A 12,875-nucleotide genomic window follows, 5' to 3' on the forward strand; every position below is an offset into this window, starting at 1 on the left:
GCGAACGACTTTCACGGGCATCACTGAATTTGCCGGAATCGCCCGGGAGCATTTCTGCCAGACCGCTTGGAAGGGGATATGACCGCGCAGACGAACCGCCAGAAAATCGCCGCCGACGGCATCACCGCGCCCCTGCGATATACGGTGTTCCGGCGCATCTGGCTCGCCAGCCTGCTCTCCAACCTCGGCCTCCTGATCCAGGGCGTGGGCGCGGCCTGGGCGATGACGCAGATGGCGGCTTCGGCCGACCGGGTGGCGCTCGTGCAGACCGCGCTCATGCTGCCGATCATGCTGATCTCGATGCCGGCCGGCGCTATCGCCGACATGTATGATCGCCGCATCGTCAGTGTGATCTCGCTGTCGATCGCGCTGATCGGCGCGACCGCGCTGACGATCCTGGCTTGGCTCAATCTCATTACTCCGGAAGCGCTGCTCGCTTTCTGCTTCATCGTCGGCAGCGGCAATGCGCTGTTCGGCCCGGCCTGGCAGTCCTCGGTCAGCGAACAGGTGCCGCCCGAGGCTTTGGCATCCGCGGTGGCGCTGAACGGCATCAGCTACAACATCGCGCGCAGCTTCGGCCCCGCGGTCGGCGGCGTCATCGTCGCTGCGCTCGGGGCGGTGGCCGCGTTCGCCTGCAACGCGATCCTCTATCTGCCGCTGCTGGTGGTGCTGCTGCTCTGGCGGCGCAGCAGCGAGCCCTCGCGCCTGCCGCGAGAGAAGCTCAATCGCGCCATGGTCTCGGGCTTCCGCTACATCACCAATTCGCCGCCGATCAAGATCGTGCTGTTGCGCACGCTGGTGATGGGCCTGATCGGCGGCGCCGTGATGGCGCTGATGCCGCTGGTCGCGCGCGACCTGCTGCATGGTGGCGCGCAGACCTACGGCATCATGCTGGGTGCCTTCGGAATGGGCGCGGTGATCGGCGCGCTCAATATCCACGAATTGCGCAAGCGCATGAGCGGCGAGGCCGCGATCCGCGCCTGCACCATCACGATGGCGTTTGCGATGGCCGCACTCGCCCTGAGCACGGAGCCGGTGCTGACGGCGGCCGCGTTGGTGCTGGGCGGCGCGGTCTGGATGGCGGCGATCGCGCTGTTCAACATCGGCGTACAGCTCTCGGCGCCGCGCTGGGTCGCTGGCCGCTCGCTCGCGGCATTCCAGGCCGCGATCGCCGGCGGCATCGCAATCGGCGCCTGGGGCTGGGGTCATCTCACCGACCGTGTCGGCGTCGAGATGGCGCTGCTGACGGCGGCCGGGCTGATGCTGATCTCGCCGCTGCTCGGCATCTGGCTCACGATGCCGCGCGTCGGCGCCCGCAACGAAGATGCGGACATGCTCGCCGATCCCGAGGTGAAGCTGTCGCTGACCGGGCGCAGCGGGCCGCTGGTGGTCGAGATCGAGTATCGCGTGGCGCAGGAGAACGCGCGCGCGTTCCACAACGTGATGCAGGACGTGCAGCTCTCGCGCCAGCGCAACGGCGCCTATGGCTGGTCGATCGCGCGCGACATCGCCGACCCTGAATTGTGGACCGAGCGCTATCACTGCCCGACCTGGTTCGATTATCTGCGCCAACGCAACCGCTCGACCCAGTCCGAGCGCGCGCTGCACCAGCAGGCCATCGATTTCCACATCGGCCCCGATCCGGTGCGGATCCGCCGCATGCTGGAGCGTCCGTTCGGCTCGGTGCGCTGGAAGGACGACACGCCGGATCGCGCGAACAACGAAGTGCTGCCGGTGGTCGCGACCGCGGCGGGAAGCAGTACTTAGGTCTTTCGTCATTCCGGGGCGCGCGAAGCGCGAGCCCGGAATCCATGCCTCTCAGGAGCTTGCCGCCCGATGGATTCTCAGGTGCGCGCTTGCGCACCCTAGCTCGCGCCTGACGGCGCGCCCCGGAATGACGATCACTGCCCGTGCTGGGTCAGCATCTTGTCGCAGGCCTTGCCCAGCCTGGTGCGGTTCTGCTTCAGGCACGCCAGCACGGCACCGTCGCCACTGTTCATCACGGGACGGCAGAAGCGCGTGACGTCGCGCGCGCAGGCATCATGGCCGGGCTGCTGTTGCGCGGAGGCGCTCGATGCGCACAGGAGCAAGGAAACAACGAAAAGCAGTCTGGTCATCGCGCAATGGCCTCTTACCCGGAAAAGACGTGCGGGCGAAGCTAGTGCGACGATCCCGCACCTGCAACGGCTTTGTTGACCGCCTGCAAGAGGCATCCGCATGACCCCGGCTTCATGCCGGGGGACATGGCGAGGGGAGCTGCCGGCGCAATTGCCGGCGTCTTGTTTACTGCTGGTCCTGGGCGTCAGCGACCTTGCGTGAGGCGCCCTTGGCGAGGGTCTTGTCCATCACCGCGCGGCAGCCGGCGCTGAGATCCGAGCGATGCTTGATCATGCACGCCGTGATCTTCGGGATGTTCGGGATCTCCGACGAGCAGAGGCGGAAGGCATCGCCGGTGCACATCTGCTGCGCCTCGGCCGAGAAGGCGAAGCTCGCGCCCGTCGAAGCGATGGAGACGATGGCGGCCAGGCCGAGGGCCAGGCTGGTGTCGCGGATTTTGCTCGTCAGGGACTTGCCGGTAAACGACTTGGTCATTTGAAGCTCCCATTGGCACCGCCCAAGGCGGGCCCGTTGTCGATGGGAACTACGATGCTCCACCAAATCCCTTTCGACTGTGATGATGCTCACGGGCGACCCCTCCTCTGTGAGGTCGGTCACTTTGGTGCACGCCGCTGAAATTCCTCCGCAACCGCGATCGTGTTGGTGTCACGTTAACTCTTACTTCGCATTAATGGCTGGTCGCGCGGGAAATTCCGCCAGTTTGGTTGCGTAATTGGAAAGAGTTGCGATGCGTAATGCGTTGGGCCTGATGCTGGCCAGTGTAGTTGCGGCGGTCGTGATCGCCGCCGGCGGTTGGTTTTACTATTCCGCGCGCGCCGACCAGGGCCCTCCCAAGACAGTTGCCGCCCGTGCTGCCGATCCGTTGCCGGCACCGGCGAAGCTCGCCGCCAGGGACGACGTCGAGACCACCGCGACGGTCGCCGCCAAGCCGGCGGCAGTTGCGGCGCCTGCGCCTGCCCCGGCCATGCCGATGCAGCCGAAACAGGCCTGCGCCAATCCGAACGCGCTGGGCGTGTCCCGCGTGGTCGAGATCGACACGACGGGCGGCCCCGGCTTCGGCTTCGAGCACTTCAAGCAGTTCGATTTCCTGACCGAGAAGGAAGTCGTGCTGACCTTCGACGACGGTCCGTGGCCGGTCAACACGCCCGCGGTGCTGAAGGCGCTCGCGGACGAATGCACCAAGGGCCTGTTCTTCTCGGTCGGCAAGCACGCGACCTACCATCCGGAGATCCTGAAGCAGGTGCTCGCCCAGGGCCACACGGTCGGCACGCACACCTGGTCGCATGTCAACCTGAACAGCAAGAAGTTGACCGAGCAGCAGGTCAAGGACGAGGTCGAGAAGGGCTTCAGCGCAGTGAAGTTCGCGCTCGGCACCAATCCGGCGCCGTTCTTCCGCTTCCCGCAACTTCAGCACAATCCCGCGATGGTGAGCTATTTCGCCACCCGCAACGTCGCGATGTTCTCGACCGAGATCGACTCCTTCGACTTCCGGAAGGGCGCGACGCCGGAGAAGATCGTCGAGACCGTGATGACGCGGCTCGACAAGCTCGGCAAGGGCATCATCCTGATGCACGACTTCCAGAAGAACACCGGCATCGCCATGCCGACGCTGCTCGCGCGGCTCAAGGCCGGCGGCTACAAGGTCGTGCAGATGAAGGCCAAGGCGAGCCTCCAGACGCTGCCGGAATATGACGAGGCGCTGATGAAAGACATGAAGGTGCCGACCGCAGGCACGAACGCACGTCCGATCGCGAGCGTGGTGCAGACGATCTCGCAGTAAGCGCGCCAAATCCAAACTCTCGCGTCATGGCCGGGCTTGTCCCGGCCATTTGCGTTGAGGGAGCGGCTACCAATAGATGCCGTGCCGATGCAGCTCGCTGATGATGCGGCGCTCGGTCCAGCTGCGCGTGTGCTTCGGCTTGTGCGCTTTTGCCGTGGTTTTGGTGGCGGGCTTGGTCGTCGTGACCGGCGCGGGGGCCGCCGCGGGCGTGGCCGCCGTCGGGGCGGTCACCGCGGCCGGCGCGGAGAGCGACACCGCCGGCGGACGATCGGAATATTTCGGAGCCTCGGTGGCCGGCGCGGCTTCGCTCACCTGCGTCGTCGCGGTGGCCGATGTGGTTTGCGGAGCCTGGCTCCGATCGCCTGACGCGGCCAGGGACAGGCTGCGGGATCCGCCCGCCTGGGCAGACGCAGAAGCCAGCAGCATGGCGGCAACCAGAATGATCTTGCGCATGTGAAGTCTCCCCGTGTTTCGTGAGGGGGACGTTAGGGGAGTCATGTCCGAGATTCTGTGATCGGGATCACCCACCTGAACGAGCCCTGCGGCAGGCTGATGCCCTGCTCGATCGGAGCGTTCGGGGGATCGGGTATAAGTGCTGGTGCCGCAAGAGGGATTCGAACCCCCGACCCCGTCATTACGAATGACGTGCTCTACCGACTGAGCTATTGCGGCGAACCCTGCCGGGCCTGGCGATGCCGGTCCCGATACACGCGCTCCTGATATCGGGCATGGCCCGAATTGGCAAGGACAAGCCGGGCGGAAAGGCGCGTCAGGCGCCCCAGCGGGACCAGAATCCGCGCCAGCCGCCGGCCTGGGCCTTCGGCGTGCCGATTTGCTCCGTGAATTCATCGCTCGGGCCGTCGTCGTCGATTCCAGGATCATCCGGCGCGCGGACGATCGGGATGACGGTCTGGATCGGCGCCGGTGCCGGCTTGCTGAGGTCGGCCCGGGTCCGGAACAGCGGCGTTGCCGCGGGCGGCGATGATTCGGCGGGCGTTGGAGCCGGATTCGCGGGCTCGGAGGACGCGACGGATGGCTCGGAGTCCCCGGAAGCTTCCTTGGGAGCGTCCTTGGCCTCTTCCGCTTCCCTCGCAACTTCCATGGTCTGCGGAGGCGAATTGTCCTGCGCGGCCAGCGCGGGAACTGGCGCCGTCGCGGCCGGTTCCGGCGGGCTCTCGCTTGAAGCCGCCGTCACCCGCTTCGGCGGCGGCGCCGCCAGCATGGCTTCCTCGAAGGCGGAGGATTCGATTGTGGGGCCCCTGTCCGAGGGCAGGCTCGCGACCGGCGTCTGCCACTGGAACGCGTCGAGGCGGCCGGTGACCGGGGAGACCGGGCGCCACTGCTCGCTCACATACCCGTCCGCGGTCCAGGCCGGATCGAGGCGGGCGCGGACCGCGCGCAAGGTCCAGGCGCGGGCGCGGCCGCTGTCGCCGTGCTCGGTGCGCTCGATCTCGGCCATCAGCAGCGCGACGCGCTGGGTCGGGTCGGCGAGGTACGGGGTGAGCACCTCTCGTGCGCGGGCGAACTCCGAGGCGTCGATCGCGGCGCGGGCGATGGCGAGTTGGCCTTCGATATGGCCGGCCTTGTCGGCAGGCGTCTTCGCCGCGAGCGTCTCCACCCGCTGCAGGCGGTGCCAGGCGGTGTCGCCGAGCTTCACATGCGCATAGGCGTCGGCGAGATCCGGATGCGGATTGGCGAGCCAGGCGGCTTCGATCATCTTCATGGCACGGCGCACCTGATGCGCCTCGCTTTCGAATTTTGCCGCGAGCACGGCGGCCGGCACCAGGGTCGGCGCAAGCTTGACCGCTTCCATCGCGCTCTCGCGCGCGACGTCGCGGTCCATGGTCTCCAGTTCCAGCGCGCGCGCGGTGAGCAGCACGCCGCGCTGCCGGCGATAGGTCGGCTTGTCGATCTGCCCGGCGCGTAGATTCGAATCGAGGATCGCGAGCGCGCCGCTCCAGTCGCTGCGCGCGCAGCGGAAACCGAGCACCGCATGCGAGGCCCAGGTCGAGGACGGCGACAGCTTGATCGCCTCCTCCGCTATCATCACGGCTCCGACCGCATCGTCGCCGCGCTGCGCCTCGATGAACAGGCCGCGCAGGCCGAGCAACCGCGTGTCCTCGCGCTCGGCCATGGCGCGGAAGGCGCGCTGGGCCTCGCCGCGATTGCCTTCGAGCTGGGCCGACTGCGCGTGCAGCAGCAGCGCGAGCGGATCGTTCGGCGCGTGCCGCCGTGCCGCTTCCGCGTGACGACGCGCCTGCCCGGTGTCGCCGTGACCGACCGCGAGCAGGCCTTGGGTGATGGCGTGGCGCCCGCGTGCACGGCGCTTCTCGTGGCGACTGCGGCGCCAACGCCCCGGCATGCGCCAGACCGTGGTCAGGACGCTCCAGACCAGCACGACGGCCGCGGCAAAGAGGCCGAGCAGGAACACGAATCTCGGAAGCGTCGTCGAGAGGCGGAAGCCACCCGCCGTCAGGACGAGATCGCCGGGCTGGTCGGCAACCCAGGCCGCGCCGGCCGCCGCCAGCGCGATCAGGACGAGGAAGAGGACGATGCGAAGCATGACGATCCCTATACGCGCCGATTTGTTGCGCGAACCTTATTGAGCAGACTTGGCCGGACCAGACTTGGCGAGATCCGCCATGGCATCGTCGGCGAATTTGCGGGACGCGGCGAGCGCGGCGTCGCGCGCATCGGCCTTGTCGAGCCAGGCCTGCGCCGCGGTCCGATCCGCCTCGGGCAGGGCCTTCAGCTCGCGCCGCGCTTCCGTGAAGTCATTGCGGAGCGCCGCCGCCGTCACGCGCGCGACGATGGCGCCGCGGTCGTTGCCGACCCCGTCCGTGCGCTCGATGCGCACGAGTTTCGACGCACCCGCCTGGAGACGCTCGACGAGGCCCGCATTGCTCGGCGGAGCGTCCGCCGGCGGCGACAGCTTCGGCACGATGGTGAGGAGCTCGCGGCTCAGTGCCGCTGCCGTCGGAATGCCGGACGTCGCAAACGTCTCCAGCGGCTTCAGCATGTCGGGCTTGGCGGCCAGCGAGCGCGCTGCAGCCAATTGCGATTGATAGGGATCGCCGTGGCGAACGGCGACGTCGAGCAGGGCCGCCGCCACCACGAAGCGCAGCGGCCTGTCGTCCACCGCCTTGGCCTCGGCGATCTTCTCGCTTTGCTGGGCGAGTTCGGCGCGCTCCGCCTTGCTGGCGCGCTCGAGCTGGGCAATGCGGTCCATGACAGGCGCAAGATCCGGAGCCGCAGCGGGCGCTGCCGCCTTCGCATCGTTCAGGGTGCCAGCAATCCTGTCGGACTGCGTCCTGAGATTGGCGATGTCGCTGCGCAGGCTGCTTGCGGATTTCTCCAGCGCATCGATCCGCGCCGCCATCGCCGGATCGGGTGCGGGCCTTCCGACCCTGGCTTCGGCCGCGGCAATGCGTGCGTTCAGCGCCTCGACAGTCGCGCTGGTGACCGCAGGCGCGGCCGGCGGCGCCTCCACTGCGGGCCAGCCCAGCATCCAGCCGACTGCAATCACGACCGCGGCCGCCGCAGCGCCGGAGAACGGCGCAATGACCCAGGGCGAAACCGGCGCCGACCCGGGCGCGGCCGCCGCGGAAACCTGCTCATCGGAAGACTCGGGCGGGGGCTCGGCCTTGACCTCGTCCGAGCTGGTCTGTTCGAGGCCGGACTGTTCCTGTGCGGCCTGCTCCTGCGCGTCCTGCTCGGGCGCCTCGGGTTCGCCTGCGACCTGCTGCGGCTGGGTGGAGACGTCAGTCGCCTCGAGGTCGATGGTGGGCGGGGTGCGCTTGGCACGACCTGCGTCGGGCGCCAATCCAGCGTCTTCAGGCTTGTCGTCGGCCATCGTGACGGTTCCTCACACTTCCATGCCTTGCACAGGTCCTCGCGCGGACCGGATTGCGTCGGATTCGGCCCGACCTTTACGCCAAACGGGTGCGCAACGCACGCTCCAAGGTGCCAAACAAGGCGGTTTCGTCCGGCGCTGCGGCCACCAGGACCTGCGACGCACCGGCATCGCGGAGCACATTTGCAACTGCCTCGGACAGGCAGCAATGCGGGATCGCCAGCGCCGAAATTTCGACGCCTTCGTCCCGCGCCGCATCCAGGAACGCGCGTGCGCTGCGCCGGGAGTAGTGCAGCACCGCCCCGATGTCGTGCGCGGCAAAGCCCGCGCAGACCTCGCGCGGCAAATGCTTGACAGGCGCCATGCGATAGGTGGTCTGCGTCACCACGCGGAAACCCTCCGCGCCGAGCTCGCCGCCGAGGTCGCGCGACAGATCGGCGCCGGCCAGATACAGCAGCGTATCCTTCTTCTTCAGCACCTTCTCGCGCGCGCTTCGCACCACCTTGTCGCGCAAGGAAGCGGCATCGCCGCCGGCAACGATCACCTCGGCAAAGCCGGCCTCGCGCGCCGCGGCAGCCGTATGCTCGCCGACCGCAAACAGAGGCAACCCGAGCAGACCGAGCTCGGGCAATTGCGAGGCGATGGCGCGGAGCGCGTTGGCCGACGTCACGATGACGGCGCCATAATCCGCTTCGCGCGCGTCATGGAAGGCGACCGGCTCGAACTTGAGCGCCGGCGCCAGCAGCACCGCATGTCCGCGTGCGCGCAAGCTTGCCGCCGTCGTTTCAATGTCGGGATGCGGCCGTGTGACGAGAATGGACATCGCTGCTGTTCCCGGACCATGTAACGGTGACATCGACCAGAACGGCCGCGTGACGATTGCGCAAGCCGACCCCGGGATGCTACCGGACGTACCAGAACTCTGCTTTACGGATGAGCGCAAGGGCGCAAATTGGATAACAATTCGCCAATGCTGGTATTGGGCATCGAAACCACCTGCGATGAGACCGCCGCGGCCGTGATCGAGCGCGCGGGCGACGGCAGCGGCAGGATCCTGTCCAACATCGTGCGGTCGCAGATCGAGGAGCATGCCCGTTTCGGCGGCGTGGTGCCGGAGATCGCGGCGCGCGCGCATGTCGACGTGCTCGACGGCATCATCGGCCGTGCCATGGACGAGGCCGGCATCGACTATGCCGAGCTCGACGGCGTCGCGGCGGCGGCGGGGCCCGGGCTGATCGGCGGCGTCATCGTCGGGCTCACCACCGCAAAGGCGATCGCGATGGTGCATGGCACGCCGCTGGTCGCGGTGAACCATCTCGAGGCGCATGCGCTGACGCCGCGCCTCACCGACGGCATCGAATTTCCCTATTGCCTGTTCCTCGCCTCCGGCGGCCATACCCAGATCGTCGCAGTCACCGGCGTCGGCGAATATGTGCGGCTCGGCACCACGGTCGATGATGCCATCGGTGAGGCCTTCGACAAGGTCGCGAAGATGCTGGGCCTGCCCTATCCCGGTGGACCGCAGGTCGAGCGTGCGGCGGCGAGCGGCGACGCCGCGCGCTTTGCGTTTCCGCGGCCGATGCAGGGACGCCCCGATGCCAATTTCTCGCTGTCGGGATTGAAGACGGCGGTTCGCACCGAAGCGAGCCGGCTGGCAGAGATCACGCCGCAGGACATCAGTGATCTCTGCGCGAGCTTCCAGGCCGCGGTGCTCGATTCGACGGCGGACCGGCTGAGCGTCGGCCTCAGGCTGTTCCGCGAACGGTTCGGCGCCCCGCGCGCGCTGGTCGCAGCCGGCGGCGTCGCCGCCAACCAGGCGATCCGCAGCGCCCTCGATGACGTCGCGAAGCAGGCCGGGACTGAGCTGATCATGCCGCCGCCGGCGCTTTGCACCGACAACGGCGCGATGATCGCCTGGGCCGGCGCCGAACGCCTCGCGCTCGGCCTGACCGATGCGATGGACGCCCAGCCCCGTGCGCGCTGGCTGCTCGACGCCAACGCGACGGCGCCCGCAGGCTACGGCAAGACGCGGGCTGGATATTAGCGATGACTGCGCCGCAATCCGTCGCAGTGATCGGCGCGGGCGCCTGGGGTACGGCGCTGGCGATGGTGGCGGCGCGAGCCGGGCGAAACGTGACGCTGTGGGCACGCAATGCCGAGCATGCCGCGCGGATCGCATCGACGCGCGACAATCCGCGCCTACCGAGCGTGCGGATCGCGCCTGAGATCGTCGTGACGAGCGAACTGGCGCTCGCCGCGCGTGCGGACATGCTGCTGATCGCCACACCGGCGCAGCATCTGCGCGGCGCGGTCAATATGCTGGCCTCGCACATCACGAAGCCGGTACCGATCGTCGCCTGCGCCAAGGGCATCGAGCACGGCACCCACAAGTTCATGACCGACGTGATCGCGGAAGCCGCGCCGCACGCGCAGCCGGCGATCCTGTCGGGACCGAGCTTCGCCGACGACGTCGCGCGCGGCCTGCCGACGGCGGTCACGCTGGCGGCGAGGGATGAGGCGCTCGCGAGCAGCCTCGTTCAGGCGTTGGGCTCGCCGACGTTCCGCCCGTATCACTCCACGGATGTTCGCGGCGTCGAGATCGGCGGCGCCGCCAAGAACGTGCTGGCGATCGCAGTGGGCATCGCGGTCGGACGCAAGCTCGGCGCGTCCGCGCAGGCGGCGCTGACGACCCGCGGCTTTGCCGAGCTCACCCGCCTCGGCCGCGCGCTGGGCGCGCGCAGCGAAACCCTGACCGGCCTGTCGGGCCTCGGCGATCTCATCCTGACCTGCGCGAGCCCGCAATCGCGCAACTTCGCGCTCGGCCTTGCGCTTGGACGCGGCGATCAGCCGCCCGCCGGCAAGCTCGCCGAGGGCGAGTTCACCGCCCCCGTGCTGATCGAGCTCGCGGCTTCGAAAAACATCGAGCTGCCGGTGTCGGAAGCGGTCGCATCGATCCTGAGCGGCAAGAGCACGATCGATGCCGCGATCTCGGCGCTGATGACGCGCCCCTTCAAGTCAGAGGAATGAGCATGGCGTACTGGCTGGTGAAATCCGAACCATCGGTGTGGTCGTGGGACCAGCAGGTGGCCAAGGGCGCCAAGGGCGAGGCCTGGACCGGCGTACGCAATTACACCGCGCGCCAGAACCTCGTCGCCATGAAGAAGGGCGACAAGGCGTTCTATTATCATTCGAACGAGGGCAAGGAGATCGTCGGCATCGCCGAGATCATCAAGGAAGCCTATCCCGATCCGACCGACAAGACCGGCAAGTTCGTCTGCGTCGACATCAAGGCCGACAAGCCCCTGAAGACGCCGGTGACGATGGCTGCGATCAAGGCCGAGAAGAAACTGGCCGACATGGCGCTGGTGAAATATTCGCGCCTGTCGGTGCAGCCGGTGACGGCGGAGGAGTGGAAGCTCGTCTGCAAGATGGGCGGGCTGTAGTCGAAGCTGCCGTGGCCCGGATGAGCGCAGCGACATCCGGGATGATCTGGTACGCCATATCCCGATGCTCATGCGGGCTACGATCGCGGCCGTCGTAGGGTGGGCAAAGGCGCACTTGGCGCCGTGCCCACGATTTTTCTCGGTATCTCGTTAGAAGTGGCGGGCACGCTTGGCTTTGCCCGCCCTGCCGCAGCTGCGTTACACCGCCGCCGTTGCCACCACCTGGGCCAGCAGCTGCTCGCGCCGCCCCTGCGAGCGCTGGCCCTTCATGGTCGCGGCGAAGCGCTCGAGGATGCCCTCCTCGAAGGCGGTGACGATGGTGTCGTGGACGTAGCTCCTGCGGCAGATCGCCGGCGTGTTCGAGAGCTTGTCGGCCGCGGCGCGAATCGCCTCCAGCACCTGCTTCTTGCGGCCGCGCTGGCTCGTCGCCGGCGTGATCCGCGACAGGGATTCCACGACGACTGCCGAGGCCATCAGCGTGCGAAAATCCTTCAGCGAGATCTTGATGCCGGCGATCTCGCGCAGAAACGCATTCACCTGCGTGGTGCTGACCGCGCGCACGACGCCGTAGGCGTCGCGATACTGGAACATGCGCTTGCCGGGCACGCCCTGCAAAATACCGATGGCACGCACCAGCTTGGCCGCGTCGCACTCCTTGCGCACCGCCTTGCCGCCCTTGGCCTTGAAGGTCAGCACGAAGCAATCGTCTTCGAGCGTGACGTTGGACTTCAGCAGCGTGGTGGCGCCGCGGGTGCCGTTGAGGCGGGCGTAGGATTCGTTGCCGGGTCGGATCGCGGTGCGCGCGATCAATTCGATCACGGCCGAGAGCGCGAACTCGCGCGTCGGCTCGTCACCGGACAGGAACGCCGAGACCTTGCGCCGGATTTTCGGCAGCGCGCCCACGAGCTTTTCCAGGCGATGCGCCTTGCGCTGCTCGCGGACCTTCTCCCAGTCGGCGTGATAGCGATATTGCAGCCGGCCGGCGGCATCGCGGCCGACGGCCTGCAGATGCGAGTTCGGGTCGGCCGAGTAGCGCACCTCGCGATAGGCCGGCGGCACCGCCATGGAATGCAGCCGGCGGATGGTGCGGGCGTCGCGGATATGCGCGCCGTTGGGACGGACGAACGAATAGCCCTTGCCGCGCTTGATGCGGCGGATGGTCAGCTCGTTCTGGTCGCCGAGGCGCAAGCCCAGCTCCTTGGCGAGCGCTTCGACCGTCGCCGGCGCCGCGTCGAAGGTCTTTTTGGGGCTGGGACGCCTGAAACCGGTCGGTTTCGGCCATTGTCCGAGGGCCTTGGCCAGGGCAACAGCGGCTGGATCGGCTGAAGCGGGCCGCATCGTCCCGAGATTCTGCTGATCCATCATAATGTTAAGCCTTGACCCTGTCTGCTATCGTTCAATGCCGCTGTTCTGAATTTTGTTCCTTGGGGTCGCCTGGGACCCGGGTTGGCCATTTAGGGTGTTCCGAACCGTATTGCGAGTCCCGAATCAGTGAGAGGAGGTTCCCAGATACCTCTGTTGCCGCATGGGGCTTTGCGCAGGGCCGTTCCGGGTAACGGGGTAAATAGACCGGAGGCTGCTGATGCTTGTTTCAAACCGGCTTGTTTCAGATCTGCGACGGCCGGCTCGCGCGGCTTGATCCTCCGCATGGCCGGGTGCCCGCCGAAGGTCCAGCTTGTGC

At 67.6% G+C, this 12,875-nt stretch carries 12 protein-coding genes and 1 tRNA gene; 5 read left to right on the forward strand and 8 right to left on the reverse strand.

The genetic code is table 11. From position 1 onward, the window contains the following. The first annotated feature begins 78 nt into the window (after window positions 1–78). Window positions 79–1,767 (forward strand): MFS transporter, encoded by a 1,689-nt coding sequence (locus AC3WLX_RS31905; RefSeq protein WP_492338928.1) that lies wholly within the window; start codon window positions 79–81, stop codon window positions 1,765–1,767. Window positions 1,768–1,901: 134 nt separating this feature from the next. Here the strand turns inward: AC3WLX_RS31905 and AC3WLX_RS31910 are convergent, their stop codons facing one another. Then, a complete protein-coding gene (locus AC3WLX_RS31910) occupies window positions 1,902–2,117 on the reverse strand; it encodes a hypothetical protein (protein WP_291625567.1) in 216 nt (71 codons plus the stop codon). Between the two features lie 166 nt (window positions 2,118–2,283). After that, entirely contained in the window at window positions 2,284–2,592 is a 309-nt protein-coding gene (locus tag AC3WLX_RS31915; RefSeq protein WP_291625564.1) for a hypothetical protein, read from the reverse strand. Window positions 2,593–2,845: 253 nt separating this feature from the next. Between AC3WLX_RS31915 and AC3WLX_RS31920 the strand changes: the two genes are divergently transcribed. Then, window positions 2,846–3,898 carry a polysaccharide deacetylase family protein gene (locus tag AC3WLX_RS31920; RefSeq protein ID WP_492338929.1) on the forward strand — a complete coding sequence of 351 codons (1,053 nt, stop codon included), beginning with the start codon at window positions 2,846–2,848 and terminating at the stop codon, window positions 3,896–3,898. Window positions 3,899–3,964: 66 nt separating this feature from the next. Here the strand turns inward: AC3WLX_RS31920 and AC3WLX_RS31925 are convergent, their stop codons facing one another. The 5 genes from AC3WLX_RS31925 to AC3WLX_RS31945 all read right to left on the reverse strand — a co-directional run bounded on the left by AC3WLX_RS31925 (window position 3,965) and on the right by AC3WLX_RS31945 (window position 8,574). Further along, window positions 3,965–4,351, reverse strand: a complete 387-nt coding sequence (locus AC3WLX_RS31925; RefSeq protein ID WP_492338930.1) for a hypothetical protein — start codon at window positions 4,349–4,351, stop codon at window positions 3,965–3,967. 143 nt (window positions 4,352–4,494) lie between these two features. Beyond that, window positions 4,495–4,570, reverse strand: a tRNA-Thr gene (locus AC3WLX_RS31930). Between the two features lie 97 nt (window positions 4,571–4,667). Then, window positions 4,668–6,461 carry a heme biosynthesis protein HemY gene (locus AC3WLX_RS31935; protein WP_492338931.1) on the reverse strand — a complete coding sequence of 598 codons (1,794 nt, stop codon included), beginning with the start codon at window positions 6,459–6,461 and terminating at the stop codon, window positions 4,668–4,670. A gap of 36 nt (window positions 6,462–6,497) precedes the next feature. Beyond that, entirely contained in the window at window positions 6,498–7,751 is a 1,254-nt protein-coding gene (locus AC3WLX_RS31940; protein WP_492338932.1) for a COG4223 family protein, read from the reverse strand. A 76-nt stretch (window positions 7,752–7,827) separates the two neighbouring features. Continuing rightward, a complete protein-coding gene (locus AC3WLX_RS31945; protein ID WP_492338933.1) occupies window positions 7,828–8,574 on the reverse strand; it encodes a uroporphyrinogen-III synthase in 747 nt (248 codons plus the stop codon). A gap of 147 nt (window positions 8,575–8,721) precedes the next feature. Between AC3WLX_RS31945 and tsaD the strand changes: the two genes are divergently transcribed. From tsaD to AC3WLX_RS31960, 3 genes are read left to right on the forward strand one after another with little or no spacing between them, the layout of a single operon-like run. After that, a complete protein-coding gene (gene tsaD / locus AC3WLX_RS31950; protein WP_492338934.1) occupies window positions 8,722–9,795 on the forward strand; it encodes a tRNA (adenosine(37)-N6)-threonylcarbamoyltransferase complex transferase subunit TsaD in 1,074 nt (357 codons plus the stop codon). A gap of 2 nt (window positions 9,796–9,797) precedes the next feature. Beyond that, window positions 9,798–10,778 (forward strand): NAD(P)H-dependent glycerol-3-phosphate dehydrogenase, encoded by a 981-nt coding sequence (locus AC3WLX_RS31955; protein WP_492338935.1) that lies wholly within the window; start codon window positions 9,798–9,800, stop codon window positions 10,776–10,778. A 2-nt stretch (window positions 10,779–10,780) separates the two neighbouring features. Further along, entirely contained in the window at window positions 10,781–11,194 is a 414-nt protein-coding gene (locus tag AC3WLX_RS31960; RefSeq protein ID WP_291626860.1) for an EVE domain-containing protein, read from the forward strand. A 198-nt stretch (window positions 11,195–11,392) separates the two neighbouring features. On the opposite strand, the gene AC3WLX_RS31965 is transcribed toward AC3WLX_RS31960, so the two are convergent. Continuing rightward, window positions 11,393–12,559 (reverse strand): DNA topoisomerase IB, encoded by a 1,167-nt coding sequence (locus AC3WLX_RS31965; RefSeq protein WP_492338936.1) that lies wholly within the window; start codon window positions 12,557–12,559, stop codon window positions 11,393–11,395. Window positions 12,560–12,875: the final 316 nt, after the last annotated feature.

It is taken from the genome of Bradyrhizobium sp. FW305-F6, assembly GCF_058782905.1.

Coding starts and splice junctions, on each gene's coding strand:
- AC3WLX_RS31910 (WP_291625567.1), bottom strand. CDS start 2,117: ATGACCAGACTGCTTTTCGTTGTTTCCTTGCTCCTGTGCGCATCGAGC.
- AC3WLX_RS31965 (WP_492338936.1), bottom strand. CDS start 12,559: ATGATGGATCAGCAGAATCTCGGGACGATGCGGCCCGCTTCAGCCGAT.
- AC3WLX_RS31925 (WP_492338930.1), bottom strand. CDS start 4,351: ATGCGCAAGATCATTCTGGTTGCCGCCATGCTGCTGGCTTCTGCGTCT.
- AC3WLX_RS31940 (WP_492338932.1), bottom strand. CDS start 7,751: ATGGCCGACGACAAGCCTGAAGACGCTGGATTGGCGCCCGACGCAGGT.
- tsaD (WP_492338934.1), top strand. CDS start 8,722: ATGCTGGTATTGGGCATCGAAACCACCTGCGATGAGACCGCCGCGGCC.
- AC3WLX_RS31955 (WP_492338935.1), top strand. CDS start 9,798: ATGACTGCGCCGCAATCCGTCGCAGTGATCGGCGCGGGCGCCTGGGGT.
- AC3WLX_RS31945 (WP_492338933.1), bottom strand. CDS start 8,574: ATGTCCATTCTCGTCACACGGCCGCATCCCGACATTGAAACGACGGCG.
- AC3WLX_RS31915 (WP_291625564.1), bottom strand. CDS start 2,592: ATGACCAAGTCGTTTACCGGCAAGTCCCTGACGAGCAAAATCCGCGAC.
- AC3WLX_RS31920 (WP_492338929.1), top strand. CDS start 2,846: ATGCGTAATGCGTTGGGCCTGATGCTGGCCAGTGTAGTTGCGGCGGTC.
- AC3WLX_RS31935 (WP_492338931.1), bottom strand. CDS start 6,461: ATGCTTCGCATCGTCCTCTTCCTCGTCCTGATCGCGCTGGCGGCGGCC.
- AC3WLX_RS31905 (WP_492338928.1), top strand. CDS start 79: ATGACCGCGCAGACGAACCGCCAGAAAATCGCCGCCGACGGCATCACC.
- AC3WLX_RS31960 (WP_291626860.1), top strand. CDS start 10,781: ATGGCGTACTGGCTGGTGAAATCCGAACCATCGGTGTGGTCGTGGGAC.